The organism is Burkholderia sp. MSMB1459WGS (assembly GCF_001534535.1).
Classification (GTDB): domain Bacteria; phylum Pseudomonadota; class Gammaproteobacteria; order Burkholderiales; family Burkholderiaceae; genus Burkholderia.
On sequence record NZ_LPMU01000037.1, the window covers coordinates 320,636 to 338,324 of the forward strand.

The 17,689-nt window shown below is 68.0% G+C and carries 16 protein-coding genes; 6 read left to right on the forward strand and 10 right to left on the reverse strand.

What is annotated here, in order from left to right; translation table 11 throughout:
* Nucleotides 1-232: 232 nt before the first annotated feature.
* Together WT97_RS15785 and WT97_RS15790 are read left to right on the forward strand one after the other, a co-directional pair.
* Entirely contained in the window at nucleotides 233-2,866 is a 2,634-nt protein-coding gene (locus WT97_RS15785) for an MMPL family transporter (protein WP_060353755.1), read from the forward strand.
* Nucleotides 2,859-3,887, forward strand: a complete 1,029-nt coding sequence (locus tag WT97_RS15790) for a VacJ family lipoprotein (RefSeq protein ID WP_059499596.1) — start codon at nucleotides 2,859-2,861, stop codon at nucleotides 3,885-3,887. Before WT97_RS15785 ends, WT97_RS15790 begins: the two co-directional genes overlap by 8 nt.
* A gap of 117 nt (nucleotides 3,888-4,004) precedes the next feature.
* Here WT97_RS15790 and WT97_RS15795 read toward each other — a convergent pair whose 3' ends face one another.
* The 5 genes from WT97_RS15795 to WT97_RS15815 all read right to left on the reverse strand — a co-directional run bounded on the left by WT97_RS15795 (nucleotide 4,005) and on the right by WT97_RS15815 (nucleotide 9,408).
* Nucleotides 4,005-4,706: a phosphorylase gene (locus WT97_RS15795; RefSeq protein ID WP_059499597.1), complete on the reverse strand. Its 702-nt coding sequence runs from the start codon at nucleotides 4,704-4,706 to the stop codon at nucleotides 4,005-4,007.
* Between the two features lie 9 nt (nucleotides 4,707-4,715).
* On the reverse strand, nucleotides 4,716-6,689 hold the full coding sequence (gene shc, locus WT97_RS15800; protein ID WP_059499598.1) for a squalene--hopene cyclase: 1,974 nt from the start codon (nucleotides 6,687-6,689) through the stop codon (nucleotides 4,716-4,718).
* Between the two features lie 12 nt (nucleotides 6,690-6,701).
* Nucleotides 6,702-7,955 carry a hydroxysqualene dehydroxylase HpnE gene (hpnE, locus tag WT97_RS15805; protein WP_060353756.1) on the reverse strand — a complete coding sequence of 418 codons (1,254 nt, stop codon included), beginning with the start codon at nucleotides 7,953-7,955 and terminating at the stop codon, nucleotides 6,702-6,704.
* 13 nt (nucleotides 7,956-7,968) lie between these two features.
* Nucleotides 7,969-8,817, reverse strand: coding sequence for a presqualene diphosphate synthase HpnD (hpnD, locus tag WT97_RS15810; RefSeq protein WP_060353776.1), 849 nt, complete (start codon nucleotides 8,815-8,817; stop codon nucleotides 7,969-7,971).
* A 258-nt stretch (nucleotides 8,818-9,075) separates the two neighbouring features.
* Complete coding sequence (locus WT97_RS15815) at nucleotides 9,076-9,408, reverse strand: hypothetical protein (protein ID WP_059499600.1); 333 nt, start codon at nucleotides 9,406-9,408, stop codon at nucleotides 9,076-9,078.
* 190 nt (nucleotides 9,409-9,598) lie between these two features.
* Here WT97_RS15815 and WT97_RS15820 point away from each other — a divergent pair, with 190 nt between their 5' ends.
* The gene (locus tag WT97_RS15820; protein WP_060032777.1) at nucleotides 9,599-10,483 is read left to right on the forward strand and encodes an alpha/beta fold hydrolase; all 885 of its coding nucleotides are present in this window, start codon (nucleotides 9,599-9,601) and stop codon (nucleotides 10,481-10,483) included.
* Nucleotides 10,484-10,502: 19 nt separating this feature from the next.
* Here WT97_RS15820 and WT97_RS15825 read toward each other — a convergent pair whose 3' ends face one another.
* Genes WT97_RS15825 through WT97_RS15835 form a run of 3 tightly spaced genes read right to left on the reverse strand, consistent with a single transcriptional unit; the run spans nucleotide 10,503 to nucleotide 12,425 of the window.
* Nucleotides 10,503-11,441: a GGDEF domain-containing protein gene (locus tag WT97_RS15825; protein ID WP_059499602.1), complete on the reverse strand. Its 939-nt coding sequence runs from the start codon at nucleotides 11,439-11,441 to the stop codon at nucleotides 10,503-10,505.
* Nucleotides 11,438-12,064, reverse strand: coding sequence for a chemotaxis protein CheC (locus tag WT97_RS15830; RefSeq protein WP_034205817.1), 627 nt, complete (start codon nucleotides 12,062-12,064; stop codon nucleotides 11,438-11,440). The genes WT97_RS15825 and WT97_RS15830 overlap by 4 nt, the downstream gene beginning before the upstream one ends.
* Nucleotides 12,057-12,425 carry a response regulator gene (locus WT97_RS15835; RefSeq protein WP_011548759.1) on the reverse strand — a complete coding sequence of 123 codons (369 nt, stop codon included), beginning with the start codon at nucleotides 12,423-12,425 and terminating at the stop codon, nucleotides 12,057-12,059. The genes WT97_RS15830 and WT97_RS15835 overlap by 8 nt, the downstream gene beginning before the upstream one ends.
* 472 nt (nucleotides 12,426-12,897) lie before the next feature.
* Here WT97_RS15835 and WT97_RS15840 point away from each other — a divergent pair, with 472 nt between their 5' ends.
* On the forward strand, nucleotides 12,898-15,147 hold the full coding sequence (locus WT97_RS15840) for a hybrid sensor histidine kinase/response regulator (protein WP_059499603.1): 2,250 nt from the start codon (nucleotides 12,898-12,900) through the stop codon (nucleotides 15,145-15,147).
* 76 nt (nucleotides 15,148-15,223) lie between these two features.
* Here the strand turns inward: WT97_RS15840 and WT97_RS15845 are convergent, their stop codons facing one another.
* Complete coding sequence (locus tag WT97_RS15845) at nucleotides 15,224-15,778, reverse strand: NADPH-dependent FMN reductase (RefSeq protein WP_059499604.1); 555 nt, start codon at nucleotides 15,776-15,778, stop codon at nucleotides 15,224-15,226.
* 378 nt (nucleotides 15,779-16,156) lie between these two features.
* Between WT97_RS15845 and WT97_RS15850 the strand changes: the two genes are divergently transcribed.
* Together WT97_RS15850 and WT97_RS32840 are read left to right on the forward strand one after the other, a co-directional pair.
* Nucleotides 16,157-16,756: an RNA polymerase factor sigma-70 gene (locus WT97_RS15850; protein WP_060353757.1), complete on the forward strand. Its 600-nt coding sequence runs from the start codon at nucleotides 16,157-16,159 to the stop codon at nucleotides 16,754-16,756.
* Nucleotides 16,734-16,949, forward strand: coding sequence for a zf-HC2 domain-containing protein (locus WT97_RS32840; protein ID WP_082751392.1), 216 nt, complete (start codon nucleotides 16,734-16,736; stop codon nucleotides 16,947-16,949). Before WT97_RS15850 ends, WT97_RS32840 begins: the two co-directional genes overlap by 23 nt.
* A 136-nt stretch (nucleotides 16,950-17,085) precedes the next feature.
* On the opposite strand, the gene arsC is transcribed toward WT97_RS32840, so the two are convergent.
* Nucleotides 17,086-17,442, reverse strand: a complete 357-nt coding sequence (gene arsC / locus WT97_RS15855) for an arsenate reductase (glutaredoxin) (protein ID WP_060353777.1) — start codon at nucleotides 17,440-17,442, stop codon at nucleotides 17,086-17,088.
* Between the last annotated feature and the right edge of the window lie 247 nt (nucleotides 17,443-17,689).

Below are 17,689 nucleotides of genomic sequence, written 5' to 3' on the forward strand. Positions count from 1 at the left end.
ACCGACTGTTACCTTTCAGCGCCGTTTGTCACAGGCGAGCGAGCGAGGTGTCGACGCACCGCCGCGCCGATTATGTAAATATCCCCATACAAATGAGCCGGTCGCGCGATCCGTTTGCCACGTCTGGAGCAAATATCCTTCCCGCCCCGAATCTCCACGACGTCACGACCGTCGCCACGCCGCGCCGGTATACTTGGCTACTTTGCCCTAGCCAGCCGCTCCCCACCGCCACATGGTGACATCTCTCATCGTCCGACTCGTTGCGTGGTCGGTGCGCCGCCCCGTCTGGGTCGTCGTCCTGTCGCTCGTCATCGCCGCCTTCAGCGGCGTCTACGTCGCGCAGCATTTCAAGATCAACACCGACATCAGCAAGCTCGTCGATGCGGAACCGCAATGGGCCGCGCTCGGCAAGGCCGTCGATAAAGCGTTCCCGCAACGCAACGGCACGATCCTCGCGGTCGTCGAGGCGCCCGCGCCCGAATTCGCGACGGCCGCTGCGCATGCGCTGACCGAAGCACTGCAGAAGGACGCCGCCGCCGGCCGCATCGGCCCCGTCGCCGAACCGGGCGGCGGGCCGTTCTTCGAGCACAACGGGCTGCTGTTCCTGTCGCCGCAGGACGTCTCCGATACGACCGCGCAACTCGCGAGCGCGCGCCCGCTCGTCAACGAACTCGCGAAGAACCCGAGCCTCGCCGGGCTCGCCACCACGCTGTCCACCACGCTCGGCCAGCCGCTCCTGACCGGCCAGGTGAAACTGCCCGCGATGGCGAAGCTGCTCGCGCGCAGCGCGGCGACGGTCGACGACGTGCTGGCCGGCAAGCCGGCCGCGTTCTCGTGGCGCGCGCTGGTCGACAACGATGCTGCGCGGCAGCCCGCGCGCGCGTTCGTCACCGTGCAGCCGGTGGTCAACTACGGCGCGCTGAAGGCCGGCGCGGCAACGAGCCAGGTGATCCGCGACGCGGCCCGCTCGCTCGACCTCGAAAAACGCTATGGCGCGGCCGTGCGCCTGACCGGCGAACAGCCGCTCGCCGACGACGAATTCGCATCGGTCGAAGACGGCGCCGCGCTCAACGGCGCGCTCACGCTGCTCGCCGTGCTCGTCATCCTGTGGCTGGCGCTGCGCTCGAAGCGGATGATCGGCTCGGTGCTCGTCACGCTGTTCGTCGGCCTCGTCGTGACGGCCGCGCTCGGCCTCGCGATGGTCGGCTCGCTGAACATGATCTCGGTCGCGTTCATGGTGCTGTTCGTCGGCCTCGGCGTCGACTTCTCGATTCAGTACGGCGTGAAGTACCGCGAGGAACGCTTCCGCGACGCGCGCATCGATCACGCGCTGATCGGCGCCGCCCACTCGATGGGCATGCCGCTCGCGCTGGCCACCGCGGCCGTCGCGGCGAGCTTCTTCTCGTTCATTCCCACCGCCTATCGCGGCGTATCCGAGCTCGGCCTGATCGCGGGCGTCGGGATGTTCGTCGCACTGCTGACCACGCTCACGCTGCTGCCCGCGTTGCTGCGTCTGTTCGCGCCGCCGGGCGAATCGAAGACGCCGGGTTTTCCGTGGCTCGCGCCGGTCGACGATTACCTCGATCGCCATCGCAAGCCGATCCTGATCGGCACGCTCGCGGTCGTGATCGGCGCGCTGCCGCTACTCGCGTTCCTGCATTTCGACTTCAACCCGCTGCATCTGAAGGATCCGAACAGCGAATCGATGGCGACGCTGCTCGCGCTGAAGGATTCGCCGCAAGCCGCCGTCAACGACGTCACGCTGCTCGCGCCGTCGCTCGCGCAAGCCGATGCGGCCGCGAAGCGCCTCGACGCGTTGCCCGAAGTCGGCCGCACGACAACGCTGTCGACCTTCATCCCCGCCGACCAGCCGGCCAAGCGCGCGGCGATCGCCGGAGCCGCGAGCGAGCTGCTGCCCGCGCTGACGCAGCCGGCCGCGCCGCCCGCGACCGACGCGCAACGCGTGGCCGCACTCAAGCGCGTGTCCGACCTGCTGAGCTATGCGGCCGAAGATCACCCGGGCCCGGGCGCCGCGGCCGCGCAGCACCTGTCCGCGTCGCTCGCGAAGCTCGCCGCCGCCGACAGCGCGACGCGCGACCGTGCCGAACGTGCGTTCTCCGATACGCTGCGCATCGCGCTCAACCAGCTCGCGTCGCTGCTGCAGCCGCAGGACATCACGCGCGAATCGCTGCCGCCGCAGGTCGTGCGCGACTGGGTCGCGCCGGACGGCCACGCGCTCGTGCAGATCTCGCCGAAGGTGCCAAAGGGCGTCGACCCGAACGACGACACGATGCTGCGCCGTTTCGCCAAGGCCGTGAAGGCCGCGGAACCCGGCGCGACCGGCGGGCCGATCTCGATCCTGCATTCGGCCGACACGATCATCAACGCGTTCCTGCACGCGGCGCTGTGGTCGATCATCTCGATCACGATCCTGCTGTGGGTCACGCTGCGCCGCTTCGGCGACGTGCTGCGCACGCTGGTGCCGCTGCTCGTGTCGGGCATCGTGACGCTCGAGATGTGCGTCGTGCTCGGCATGTCGCTGAACTTCGCGAACATCATCGCGCTGCCGCTGATGCTCGGCGTCGGCGTCGCGTTCAAGGTGTATTTCGTGATGGCGTGGCGCGCAGGGCAGACGGGGCTGCTGCATTCGAGCCTCACGCACGCCGTGCTGTTCAGCGCCGCGACGACGGCGACCGCATTCGGCAGCCTGTGGCTGTCGCACCATCCGGGCACGTCGAGCATGGGCAAGCTGCTCGCGCTGGCCCTGACCTGTACGCTGATCGGCGCCGTGGTGTTCCAGCCCGTCCTGATGGGCAAACCGCGCGTCAAACGCGCCAAGAACCAATCGCAAGGAATCAATGAATAAGGTGCGAATCATTGCGGCGACCGTCGCCGCCAGCGCGATGCTGACCGGCTGCGCGACGGGACCGAACCGCAATCCCAACGACCCGCTCGAGCCGATGAACCGGGCGATGTACAAGTTCAACGACACGGTCGATTCGAACATCGCGGTGCCGATCGCGAAGGGTTACCAGAAGATCACGCCGACGCCGGTGCGCACCGCGATCAGCAACTTCTTCTCGAACCTCGGCGATCTCGGCAACATGGCGAACAACCTGCTGCAGTTGCGCATCACCGATGCGACGCAGGATCTGATGCGCGTGGCGATGAACTCGCTGTTCGGCGTCGCCGGCCTGATCGACATCGCGACGCCGGCCGGGCTGCCGAAGCATCATCAGGATTTCGGACTGACGATGGCGCGCTGGGGCATGCCGTCCGGCCCGTACCTCGTGCTGCCCGTGTTCGGGCCGAGCACGATCCGCGACGGCGTCGGCCGCGCGGTGGACGTGCGCTTCAACCTGCTGAACTACATCGAGCCGGCCGCGCGCAATCCGATGTACATCGCGCAGTTCATCAGCGCGCGCTCGGACCTGCTCGGCGCGACCGACCTGCTGAAGCAGGCCGCGCTCGACCCGTATTCGTTCGTGCGCGACGCGTACCTGCAGCAGCGCAAGTCGTTGACGTACCGGGGCCAGTCGGCGTCGGCCGCGCCGCCGAGCTACAACGAACCGGGCGAATCGGGTGCCGTGCCGGCGGCCGCGCCGGGCGTGCCGGGGCTGCCGAACTACGAGGATCCGGGCGATGCGGGCGGCGCATCGGGCGCCGCGCCGAACAACGCACCGGCCGCGCCGGGATTGCCGCAATACGACGATCCGGGCGCGGACAATGCGATGCCCGCAAGCGCACCGGCTACCGCGCCGGTCGCCGCGTCGGCGGCTGCACCGGCGGCCGCTTCGGCCGGTGCGACGACAACGCCGGCCGCCAACGGCGCGCCGATCGCGCCGGCGATGCCGACGCTGCCCGCGAGCAGCCCGGCCGCGCAGTAACGCCACAACGGCGGCCGCGCAAAAGCAAAGAGCGCTGCATGTGTGCAGCGCTCTTTTTTTGTCCGCGCGAAACGGCGGACCGGAAAGCGGGGGGAAGACGGCGGCGGTGCGTGCCGCTCAGACGATCCGCATCGCGCCCGCCCGCTCGAACGCGTGCCGCGCCTGGATCAGGGTCGTGCGCGCCGCGCGCGCGTCGCTGGCGACCTGCAGCAGCGGGCCGAGCTGCGACGGCTGCTTCAGCAATTCGCGCAGGATCGGCAGGATCGCCGTGCTGCCGTCGTCGCGCAGGCCGGCCGTTGCCGCACGCGGCAGCGTGCGCCACGCCGGATCGACGATCGCGCGACACACCGCGAACGGCACGCCGCGCGCGGCCGCGAACGCGGCGGCGATGTGCGACTCCATGTCGACGGCCAGCGCTCCCTTCGCGCGATGCAGCGACGCCTTGTCCTGTTCGCCGACGACCGGTGCCCCGACGGCCGCGACCGTGCCGCGCGCGACCCGCGCCCACAACGGCGTGTCGTGCAGCGCGGCGACGAGCCGCGTGCTCCAGCCCGCATCGGTCTCCACGCGGCCGAACGGCCCGTCGATCGCGCTCGCGATCACGAGCGCGCCCGGCGCCAAATCCGGCGCGAGGCCGCCCGCCGTGCCGAAGCTGACGATGCCCGCGCAACCGTGCGCGGTCGCATCGGTCAATGCGCGCTCGAGCCGGTCGGCCCGCGCGGCGAACACGGCCTCGACGCCGTGGCCGCGCGCGATGCGCGCCTCGAACGCCATCCCCGTCACCGCGATGACGGGCAATGCGCCGTTGTGCCGTGACATGCCCACGCGTTACATCCCGACCGTGACGCGCGTCTCGTTCGCGCGCTTCAGGTTGCGGTAGCGCGCGAGCGCCCACAGCGGGAAGAACTTGCGATAGCCGTGGTAGCGCAGGTAGAACACGCGCGGGAAGCCGGTCGCGGTGAAGCGCGTCTCGTCCCACAAGCCTTCTTCGTTCTGCCGGGCGACCAGGTAGTCGATGCCGCGCGCGACGGCCGGATTGTTCACTTCGCCGGCCGCCATCAGGCCGAGCAGCGCCCACGCCGTCTGCGACGCCGTGCTCGGTGCCTGTTCGAATCCGCGGTAGTTCAGCTTGTAGCTGTCGCCGTCCTCGCCCCAGCCGCCGTCCTTGTTCTGGATCGACAGCAGCCACTGCGCAGCGCGCTTCATGCGCGGATCGTCCGGCGTCAGGCCGGCCGCGTTCAGCGAGCACAGCGCGGTCCACGTGCCGTACACGTAGTTCATCCCCCAGCGGCCGTACCAGCTGCCGTCCGGCTCCTGTTCCTTCAGCATGTAATCGAGCGCGCGGCGGGCCGGCTCGCTGTTCAGCGGCGTCTCGCCGAGCTGCGACAGCATCGACAGGCAGCGGCCCGATACGTCGGCCGTCGGCGGATCGAGCAGCGCGCCGTGATCGGAAAACGGGATGTTGTTCAGGTAGTACTGCGTGTTTTCCGGTTCGAACGCGCCCCAGCCGCCGTCGCTGCTCTGCATGCCGACGACCCATTCGCGCGCACGCGCCATCGATTCGCGATACGTGTCCGACTGCGTGAGCTTCTGCGCGCGATCCATCGCCATCACCACCACGGCCGTATCGTCGACGTCCGGGTAGTACGCGTTCGCGTACTGGAACGCCCAGCCGCCGGGCCGAACGTTCGGGCGGCGCGAGATCCAGTCGCCGCGCACGTCGAGGATCTGCAGCGGGCGCAGCCATTCGAGGCCGCGCAGCACGGCTTCCTGCGCACGCGCATCGCCGGTTTCGAGCAGCGCATGCGCGGCGAGCGACGTGTCCCATACCGGCGACAGGCACGGCTGGCAATACGCTTCGTCGTCATGCACGACGAGCAGCTTCTCGACCGACTTGCGCGCGAGCGCGCGGTTCGGATGGTCTTCCGCATAGCCGAGCACGTCGTACATCATCACCGCGTTGGCCATCGCCGGATAGATCGCGCCGAGGCCATCCTCGCCGTTCAGGCGCTCGTCGACGAACGACACGGCCTGACGGATCGCGCGTTCGCGCGTATAGCTCGGGAACAGGCCGTCGACCGCGCGCAGCGCATGGTCGACCACGCGGAAGAACGCGAACCAGCCGGCGCTCTGGTGCCCCTGGCGCGGCAGCAGCCCGGCGTTGACGGGCGGATCGATGAACAGCTCGTCGATGCGCACGCCGCGCGGGTTCTTCGCGAGCGGACGCTTCGCGTTCAGCACCAGCAGCGGCACGATCACGGTGCGCGCCCAGTACGACACTTTCGACAGGTGGAACGGGAACCACTGCGGCAGTAGCATGATCTCGACCGGCATCATCGGCACCGCGCGCCACGGAATCGCCCCGTACAGCGCGAGCTGGATGCGCGTGAACACGTTCGACATCTCGGCGCCGCCCATCGCATGGATCGCCTTGCGCGCACGCTGCATGTGCTCGGCGTTCTCGTCGTCGCCGATCACCTTCAGCGCGAAATACGCCTTCACGCTCGCGCTGATGTTCGGCGCGCCATCGGTGAACAGCGGCCAGCCGCCGTCGGCCTGCTGGATGCGGCGCAGATATTTGCCGATCTTCCGTTCGAGCTCGAGGTTCGGCGTCTCGCCAAGATAGTGGACGAGCAGCACGTATTCGGCGGGAATCGTCGAATCGGCTTCGAGTTCGTAGACCCAGTGCCCGTCCGGTTGCTGCGCGGCCAGCAGCGCGTCGGTCGCACGCGCGACAGCCGCGTCGACGCCGGCCGGCACGGCGCCGGCGGACAAGGTAGCCATTTCGGTGAGATCGTTCATCGGTCCCTCTGTTTATTGCGTCTGGAGCACGTCCGCGGCCAGCTGGCCGGAGCGGATCGCGCCCTCGATCGTGGCGGGCAAGCCGGTGGCAATCCAGTCGCCCGCGAGTACAAGATTGGTCCAGCGCGTACGCACGGCCGGACGTTTCATTTCCTGCGACGGCACCGCCGCAAAGCCCGCGCGCGGCTCGACGACAATCTGCCACGCGGGGATGGTTTCCGGGTTCGCGCCGCTCACGCGCGCGACGTCTTCCCAAATGCGCCGCGCGAGTGTGTCGCGCGGCATGTCGAGCCAGCGGCCCGCATCGCGGATCGTCGCCGCGAGCAGGCCGTCGCCGGTCCGCACCGCATCGACGACACCGTTGACGACGGTCGTCTGCAGCGGATCGCCGGCCGGCTTCTCGACCGCGAAATACGCGGTCACGACCGCGCTGAACGTGTCGGGCGCGGTGAGTTCGGGCACGAGCGGCTGCGCGACTTCGGGCGGCACGGCCAGCACGACCGCGTCGCCCGGCGCGAGATCGATGCGCTCGCCGCCGACCGACACCGCATCCACCGCATTGCCGTACGCGCCGAATTCGAACGCGTCGAGCCGCGAATTCAGGCGAATCTGTGCACCGCCGTGCTGCAGCATCCGCAGCGCCGGTTCGACGAACGCGCTGCCGAGCCCGCGACGCGCGACGAGCGGACGGCAGCCGGGCCCGCCCGCCGCAAACGTGCCGCACAGCGCGGCGCGCGCGAGCTCGGCGCTCGCGTGGCGCGGCTCGATATTCAGCACCCCGACGAAAAACGGCCGCAGCCAGCGATCCCACAGCACGCCGTCGCATCGCATCGTCTGCGCGAGCGAGCGGCCCGTGCGCGCGAACGCGAGCGGGGCGAGCGCGAGGTAGTCGAGCGGCGTCGTGCCCGGCGCGCGCGACGCGGCATCGAACAGCCACGACGGCCAGCGGCCGTTGCCGAAACGCAGCGTCCAGCGCTGCTGCGACGCGATGTCCATGACCGGGAATTCAGCCAGCGCGGGCCCCGCGAGCTGATCGGCCGCGCCGATCGCGCGCAGGTAGCGCTGCGTCGCGGGCTGTCCCGCGAAAACCGTGTGCAGCCCGCTGTCGAGCGTCGTGTTCAGCGTCCCGTCGAACCACGAGCGGCAGCGGCCGCCCGCGTGTGCGTGCGCGTCGTGCAGCACGATGCGCCGCCCGCGACGTTGCAGCTCGACCGCGGCCGACAGGCCCGCGAGTCCTGCGCCGATCACGTGGACGGTTCTGGGCATCGCGTCGGTCGACTCAGAACAGCGCGTAGCGCGCGGCGATCATCAGCATGCGCGCCTTCGGCTTGCGCAGCGGCGCGCGCGGCGCGGCAAAGCTGCGTGCGATCGCGGCGTCGAGAATGCAGCGATAGGCACCCGACATGATGCGCGGCGCCTTCACCTGCGCACGCGGGCAGGTGTCCATCACCGCGTCGGCCTGACGGAAGTGCTCGAGCGCACGCTCGACGAGCGTCGCGCACACCCGCGGCAGCGCCGGATCGCGCACGATCGTCGCCGGATCCGTGATCGCGATGCCTTCGCGCGCGAGCAGTTCGCGCGGCAGGTAGCACCGGTTGATCGCCGCGTCGTCGTCAATGTCGCGCAGGATGTTCGTCAGTTGCAGCGCGCGGCCGAGGTGGTGCGACAGCGCGATCCCTTCGGCTTCCGGCATCCCGAAAATGCGCACCGACAGCCGGCCGGCCGCGCTCGCCACGCGATCGCAGAAGAGGTCGAGCGTCGGCTCGTCGGGCGCGCAGATGTCTTGCTCCGCGTCCATCGCCATTCCGTCGATCATCGCGTGGAAATCGGCGCGCTGCAGGTTGAACGCGCGGATCTCGCGATCGAGCGCGGCCAGGTGGCGCGGCGGGCGGCCGGCGAAGCATGCGTCGATGTCCGCGCGCCAGCGATCGAGGCCCGCGTTGCGCTCGGCGCGCGGCAGGTCGCTGTCGGCGATGTCGTCGACCGCGCGGCAAAACGCGTAGACCTGGAACATCGCATCGCGCTGCACGGCCGGCAGGATGCGCATCGCCAGATAGAAGGAGCTGCCCGATGTGACGGCAGCGGCGTCGGTTTCTTGTTCGTCCACGACGGAATGGGAAACGGCCAAGACGAGCTCCACGGAGACACCCACGCGGGGCGATTGAAGAAGCCATGCCCGGCTGGGATGGTCAGGGCGTCAAATGCGTGCGAGATATGCGAACGATCGACGCAGACAGGCACAAATTACCGGCCGGAAGCCGGAATTGGCCGAAAGTATAGCAATCTTTGAAGTTCGATGGCGGACGCGCGCCATGTGGGGCGGGGTGTCGGGCGCCGTCTGGGCGCCCGTGCGGCCCGCTTCGGCGAATCGACGCCGCGCGGCGCGTCAGCCGTAAACGATGTCGCGCTGCAGATCGAGCGCGATGAGCCCCATTTCGCGCGTGAGCTGGAGCATCGAGCGGCGCTCGAGGCGCGAGCCCATGAAGCTCGTCACGCGCCCGTCGGGCTCGACGGTGAACTGGAAAACCGCGCCGCCCGTACCGAACCACGCGCCCGGCACGTCGGGCGATTCCTGCCAGTCGATCTGTTCGAACACGCGCGCGATGCCCGCGCGCACCAGGTCGCCCGGGCCGATCGGCGGCGCGACGTCGCCCAGATCGTCGAGCGAATAGGGGCCGGGTTTGTTCGGCTTCCGGTAGAAGAGATAGTCGACGTTCATGGGGCGCAATCGCAGGTAAAGCAACAAATTAGCGCGCTTCGGCACAAATTCAAATCGGATCCGGACGAAATGTGGCCTGCGCGACACAAAGGAAGGGTTCGTTGCCGGTCAGGAAACGCGGCGCGCGATCGCGTCTCGATGCCGGCGGGTTCGTCTAAGATGACACCTTTCTCGAAAAAATACGGACACCATGGAGACGAACGACACCGCCACCCCGCAGTCCGATCCCCCCGTTTTCGTGCTCGTGCACGGCGCGTGGCATGGCGCGTGGTGCTACGCCCACGTGGCGGCCGCGCTCGCCGCGCGCGGCTACCTGTCGATCGCGCGTGACCTGCCCGCGCACGGCATCCATGCCCGCTTTCCCGCGTCGTATTTCCCACGGCCGCTCGACAAGGACGCGTTCGGCGCCGAGCCGTCGCCGGTCGCGAACACGACGCTCGACGACTACGCGACGCAGGTGATGCAGGCCGTCGACGACGCGTACGCGCTCGGCCGCGGCAAGGTCGTGCTGGTCGGGCACAGCATGGGCGGCCTCGCGATCACGGCGGCCGCCGAACGCGCGCCGGAGAAGATCGCGAAGCTCGTCTATCTCGCGGCCTTCATGCCCGCGTCGGGCGTGCCGGGCCTCGACTACGTGCGCGCGCCGGAAAACAAGGGCGAGTTGCTCGGCCCGCTGATGCTCGCGAGCCCGCGCGTGGCCGGTGCACTGCGCATCGATCCGCACAGCGGCGACGCCGCGTATCGCGAATCGATGCAGCGCGCGCTGTACGACGACGCGCCGCAGGCCGACTTCGACGCGGTCACGAACCTGATGAGCTGCGACGTGCCGGCCACGCCGTTCGCAACCGCGATCCCGACCACCGCCGCACGCTGGGGCGCGATCGACCGTCACTACATCAAGTGCCTGCAGGATCGCGTGATCCTGCCCGCGCTGCAGCAGCGCTTCATCGACGAAGCCGACGCGTTCGCGCCCGGCAACCCGACCCACGTGCACCAGCTCGACAGCAGTCATTCGCCGTTCGTGTCGCAGCCGGCCGTGCTGGCCGGCGTGCTCGCCGACATCGCGAAAAGCTGAGCGGAACGGGCGCGGTCGGTCAGGCGTACGCGACCGACCGATCGCGCCCGAGCCGCTTCGCACGATAGAGCGCGGCGTCTGCCTCGTTGACGAGCACGTCGCAGCTCAGCGCGCCGGCTTTCGCGCACGCGGCGCCGACGCTCGCCGTGACCGGCACGCCGACGCCCTCGGCATCGACCGGCATGCTGCCGATCGCCTCGCGCACCTTGTCGGCCACCCGCATCGCCTCGTCGAGATTCGTGCACGGCAGCAGCAGCGCGAATTCCTCGCCGCCGAAACGGCCGAACGTATCCTGCGCGCGTACGATCGACGCGACCCGGCGCGCCGTCTCGCGCAGCACGGCGTCGCCCGCCGCATGCCCGAAGCGGTCGTTGATCGTCTTGAAGTGGTCGAGGTCGAACAGCAGCACCGACAGGTCGCCGCCGTAGCGCTGCCAGCGCAAGAATTCGTCGCCGAGCCGCGCCTCGAAGAAGCGCCGGTTCGCGATGCCGGTCAGCCCGTCGCGATTCGCGTGTTCGCGCAGCTTCGCGACCGCTTCCTCGCGCTCTCTTTGCATCACGCTCACGTGCGTGACGTCCGAGATCGTCACGCACACGGCTTCGACGTCACGGCCGCGCGTGAGCGGCATGAACGTGCAGTCCTGCTGCATGTAGTCGACGCCGCCCGTGATCGGCCGGTCGTGCTCGAAGCGGAACAGGTAGGGCCGCTGCTCCCACGAGCTGAAGGCGAAGCTGCCGAGCTGAAACACGCTCTCGAGCTTGCGCGACAGCCACGCGCGCGGCAGGTCGGGAAAGCAGTCGAACAGGTTGCGGCCGATCACGTCGGCGGCCGGGATGCCGCTGTGGTCCTGCATGAAGCGATTCCACATCAGGACGGTCATCGAACGGTCGAGCACGAACAGGCCGAAGCCGACCCGCTCGATCACGAGGTCGCTCAGCGACGGGGCGGCGGCCGTCATAGCGCGGACAGCAACGCGTCGAGCGCGTCGCCCATCAGCCGGATCGAATCCTCGGCCATCAACATCACGAAATGCGCGCGGAACGTGTGATCCTCGAGCCCGAAGTTCACCTCGAGCAGCAGCGCGACGCTCCACCCCAGCTCGTTCGGCTGGAAGACGTCGTCGAACGACACGTTCGCGCCGAGCAGCCCCGGCGGAAAGAACACCGGCTTGCGGCCGAGTTCGTCGAGGATCGACGCGACGCAGGCGCCCATCAGCACGTTGGCGACGTCGAACACGAGCTCGTCCGGCGTCGCCATCCCGCCGTACACGCCGTCGCCGAACGTGCGGTCGACGACCGACATGAGCCGCGCGACGCCCGCCGTGCGGCACAGCACGATCGCCTCGCCCTTGATGTCGGAACGGAAGCCCTGGCGCACCGCGGTCACGTTGTCGTGGATGCCCGTCATCTCGCGCAGCGCGGCGCCCGCGTCGGCCGCTTTCACGACGCGCACGCGCGGCACCGACAGCTCGATGAAGTGCCCGAGCAGCAACGCAAGCCGCGCGGCGGCGCGGCCCATTGCAAGGTTGGCGATTTCCTGCAACGCGTCGCGTTGCTCCGCCGTGAACACCGATTCAGGCATACAACCCATACTCCTTGAGAATGGGCAGCAATGCCTCCGACGTCACGGGTTTGGCAACGAATGCGATCGCGCCCAATTCACGCACGCGTGCTTGCGCCTGCGGCTGGATATCGGCGGATACCACGATCACGAACGTGTTCAGATCTTCGTGGCGCAGTGTTTCCAGGACCTGATATCCGCTCATGTCGGGCATCGTCAGGTCCAGAAACATCACGGAAGCTTTGCCGTCACGATAGAGCGCCAAGGCCTCGCGACCATTCGCTGCATACGCGACGTCAACGTCCCAATCTCCCGGCAGCGCCTTTGTCAGAAGTTTGCGAGCGAGCAGCGAATCGTCGGCAATTACAATCGGCAAAGGCATGGGGCGATGCGGTATACGGAATGGTCTCTCTCGCGTTAACGACCGCGCGGCGCATTTCTTGAGTGCCATGCGTTTCGGGCGCGGGGCAACCGCCTCGCAGCCGCGCACGGGCGCCGCGACGCAGGTGCGCGCGACGCACCGCGCGGCAATCGCCGGCGGGCGCATATATCTGTCATAGGGGAAAGCAAGGCGCGATTCTCGGAGTAAACCGGAGGCGATGCAACTCGCCATTTTCACCATTTCGAACAGAATCGATCCGATCGCGCGCCATTCCGAAAACAGCTGCGACCATTTTCGAGATAAGCACGCAAAATTTTTCCTTGTGTACGTTTGCGCTGCCGGATTCGTCGCGTTTTCAATCTGACGGTTTCCGGCGGGTGGATTCGACGGATCGCGTGCGTACGGCGCCGCACGGCGGGCCACCGCAACTCGTTTATGATGGCAGGCACCTCTGCTTCACCCCCTTTCCTCGATGACGTCCGAACGGCCTGCCGCCTCCCAAGCTTCCGCCCCCCCGCCCGCCGACGACTGGCAGGACGACGGCAGCTACGCGTCCGGCGCCCCCGAGCACGATTTCGCGGTGCGCCGCGTGACGCTGATCGTGCTGCTCGTCGCGGCCATCGTGCTGCCGTGCATCTACGTGGTGGTGATGGCGTACAACGACCTGAAGGCGCGCGAGGCCGCCGCGAGCGACGTGACGATGCGCACGGTGCGCGTCGCCGAGGAGCATGCGCTCAAGGTGTTCGACCTGAGCGAAACGCTCGATGCGCGCATCGTCGACCTCGTGCAGGACATGGACGACGCGACCGTGCGCAGCAAGGAATCCGACATCCACGAAGCGCTGAACACGATCGGCGGCGGCTATCCGCAGGTGGCGGCCGTGTCGATCTTCGGCGCGAGCGGAATGCTGCTCGCCAACAGCCTCTACTATCCGGCGCCGTATGCGTCGATCGTGAATCGCGACGACTTCGCCGGCATCCGCGACGGCAAGGTCATCGAACACATCTCGCGGCTGATGATGGGGCCGCTCAAGCTCGAGAACATTCCCGTGTTCAACACGGGCGTCGCGCGACGCCATAGCGACGGCTCGTTCGCCGGCATGGTGTCGATCGCGCTGAAGTCGTCGTATTTCAACGCGTTCTACCGCGACCTGCTCGGCGGCGCGAGCACGCCGATGACGATGGCGCTCGCGCGCTCCGACGGCGCTGTGATCGCATCGTATCCGCCGCCGCCGTCGCTTGCGCACACCGATCGCTCGGTCACGTTCGGCAATCCGCACAACGATCCGCGCGCGGGTGTCGTGCGCGTGCGCCACGACGGCACGAGCAGCGAGATCGTCGCGTATCGCCAGGTCGGCAGCTATCCCGTCTACGTGAGCTGCGCGTACCGCACGTCGGCGATCTGGCATGAATGGTACGAACACCTGAGCGTGCTGTTCATCTCGATGTTCGCGCCGTCGGTCGCGCTGTGGTCCGTGATCTGGCTATCGCTCAAGCGGCTGAAGGCCGAAGAGCAAGCATGGGATCGCTGGCAGGCCGAAGCATCGATGCGGCGCTCGATCGAATCGGCCTACCGGCAGTCGCGCAAGATGCAGGCGCTCGGCAATCTCGTCGGCAGCGTCGCGCACGACTTCAACAATCTGCTGATGATCATCTCGAGCAACGTGCAGATCGCGCGGCGGCGCGGCGTGCAGCATCTCGACAAGGAGCTCGACGCGATCGAACGCGCACTGAAGAACGGGCAGTCGCTCACGCGCCAGTTGCTCGGCGTCGCACGCAAGCAGCCGCTGCACAACGAGACGATCGACGTCGGGCAATGGCTCGGCACGTGCCGCGAACTGCTGAAGACGTCGCTCGGATCGAAGTCGTCGCTGGTCGTCGCGATCGAGCCGGGCGTCTGGCCGATCCGCGTCGATGTCGCTGAGCTCGAGCTCGCGGTGATCAACCTCGCGGTCAACGCGCGCGATGCGATGGCGACGGGCGGCCGCTTCACGGTCGGCGCGCGCAACGTCACGCTGCGCCGCGAGGACGGCTTTCCGCTGACCGGCGATTTCGTGCAGATCTCGCTCGACGACACGGGTTCGGGCATGGCGCCCGACGTGCTCGCCCGCGCATTCGAACCGCTGTTCACGACGAAGCCGCAGGGGATGGGGACGGGGCTCGGCCTGCCGCAGGTATTCGCGTTCTGCGAACGCTCGGGCGGCCTCGCGACGATCGACAGCGCGGTCGGCGCGGGTACGTCGGTGCGTCTGTACCTGCCGCGCGCGCGCGCCGAGGACGTCGTCGCGCGGCCGGCGGCCGGCGCGCACGACGCGGGCAGCGGGGCACTCGCGGGCTTGCACGTGCTGCTCGTCGAGGACAACGGCGAAGTCGCGGCCGGCACGGAAGCGCTGCTGTCGCTGCTCGGTCATCGCGTGACCTATGCGCCCACCGCCGACGACGCGTTGCGCCTGATCGAAGGCGCCGCGGCGAACGACACGTTCGATCTCGTGATTTCGGACATCCACATGCCGGGCCGCCTGAACGGTATCGACCTCGCCGAAGCGGTCGAAAAACGGCCGGGGAAGCTGCCCGTGATTCTCGTCACGGGTTATGCGGAGGAGCTCGACCGTACGCGCACCGTCAACGTCCGCGTGCTGTCGAAGCCGTTCGACATCGCGCTGCTCGACGAGATCCTGCTGGGCATCCGCGAAGCGCGCGACGCACGACACACCGGCGCGTGACCGGCCGTGTGCGGCCGGCGCCGGCGCCGACGCCGACGCGACGGCGTGAACGGGCGCATCGATCGGCCCGACGACGTCAGGCCGATTTCAGCAGGCGCACCCAGCCCGCATAGCGATCGACGAAGCCCTGCAGGAACTTGCGGGTGTCCTCGCTGACGATCTGCCCCTGGTCGTCGATGCGCGCCGGATCGTGCTTGATGAACATCTCGGGCTGACCGAGCGTCTTCACGTCGAGGTACGCGAGCACGTTGCGCAGGTGCTGCTGCGCGAGCGCGGTACCGACTGCACCCGGCGACGTGCCGAGCACCGCGCCCGGCTTGCCCGACCACGAGTTGGAACCCCACGGGCGCGAGCCCCAGTCGAGCGCATTCTTCAGCACGCCCGGAATCGACCGGTTGTATTCAGGCGTGACGAACAGCAGCGCGTCGGCGGCTTCGATCGATTGCTTGAAGCGTTTCGCGACTTCGGGGAAATCCGCGTCGTAGTCCTGGCTGTACAGCGGCAGTTCGCCGATCTCGACGAACTCGAACGAAAAATCGGCGGGGGCGAGCGAGATCACGGCGTGCGCGAGCGCGCGGTTCGTCGAAGCGCTGCGCAGGCTGCCGACGACGACTGCAATACGATAGGACATGGCATTCTCCTTCCGGTGAGTGAGGAATCGGATCGATTGCTTCCGAACGGGCGACAAAGGTCTGTTTATAGGCAAGCCAGCCCGCGAGCCGTCCCACGGGGCCGTCCGGCCGACTTTCCACAAGGTTTTCCACAGAAATTGTGGATAACTCGACCGTTATGTTCCGACGTTACAGATTGCCGCCGCGCGCCGACGTCGACGCGCGCGACAACGCGCGACAAGGTTCGGCAAGCATAGCGCAGCGCGGCGGCCGGTTTCGTGAATTCGTGACGGAACATTGCGTTGCAGGCCGGCACCGCGCCCAGTAAGCTGCTCGCACCGCGACGCGCCCGCTGCGCGACGCTCGCGCGATTCGCTTCGAGACACTGCCGACCAGACATGCCGTCCGCACACGACGACCCCGCCTATCTCGCGCAACTGCGGCGCGACCTGCTGCGTTTCGCGCGACTCCAGCTCCGCGATGCCGACGCGGCCGAAGACGCCGTGCAGGAAGCGCTGGCCGCCGCGTGGTCGCATGCCGGCGATTTCGCCGGGCTGTCGGCGCACAAGACCTGGGTATTCGGCATCCTGCGCAACAAGCTGATCGACGTGCTGCGCGCACGGCAGCGGATGGTGAGCCTGAGCGCGCTCGATGCGGAGCTCGACGGCGAATCCGTACTCGATCGCGAACTGTTCAAGGACAACGGACACTGGGCCGCGCATGCGAAACCGCGACCGTGGCCGAAGCCCGAAACGCTGTTGCAGCAACAGCAGTTCTGGACGCTGTTCCAGGTCTGCCTCGACCATCTGCCGGAGCAGATCGGACGCGTGTTCATGATGCGCGAATTCCTCGACGTCGAGATCGCGGACATCTGCAGCGAGTTGACGTTGACGACGAATCACTGCAGCGTGCTGCTGTACCGGGCGCGTACGCGCTTGCGAACCTGCCTGAGCGAAAAAGGACTGACGACCGAAGATGCTGCCGGGGAAATGTACTGACGTGACACGACTGCTTTCGGATGCGCTCGACCGGCATCTGACGCTGCACGAGCGCCTGCAGGTGCGCGTGCATTTGCCGACCTGCAGCGGATGCCGCGCCTATCGCGGACAGATCGCGCTGCTGCGCACGGCTGCGAAAGCGGCGGCGGGACGGGGCCCGGACGACGATGATGGGTCGCCCGGTGGAGGCTAGGCGCCGCGGTGTCGACATATCGTCCCGCTGGCGGCGAGCAGGTTGGCCGGCGATCGCGTCGGCCTGGACTGCCGTTACGTGTGCCGGGTTGGGCCGGGCCACGTCGATGCAATAAGAAAAATACGGCGGGCAAGAATTATTCGAACAGCGCCTTCACCGACTCGGGAGGGCGACCGATGGCCGCCTTGCCTCGATGCACGACGATGGGGCGTTGCAGCAGAATCGGATGAGCGACGATCGCCGCGTAGGCTTCGGCGTCGGTCAAATCCGCGCGGGCCAGGTTCAACGTCTTGTACGGCTCCTCGCCGTCGCGCAGCATGTCGCGAACCGGACGGCCGAGCTGCCGATGCAGCGTTTCCAGTTCCTCCACCGTCGGCGGCGTCTTCAGGTACTCGACGACGTTCAGCGGCGCGTCGGCGGTATTCAGCGACTCGACCAACGTCAGCGTCTCGCGGGACTTCGAGCATCGGGGGTTGTGGTAGATCGTGATCATCATTCAAGCCTGGATGGTGGAGCCCTGTATTGTAGCCAGTCTGTATCGGGGAGCTCGGTGGGGTGGTTCGACCGAGATCAGGGTGGCTTTCCTTTCGACAGGTCGCTGAGACGGGTCGGTTTGGCGATGCGCGGTGATCGGGAGAGGGGCGTGCGTCAGGTCCGGGAAGACGTCTCAAAGAGTGGTTCTGTTTATGCGCATAAAGTCGGGACGGCATGTTCCGCGGACGAGGAATCGCGGTTAGTCC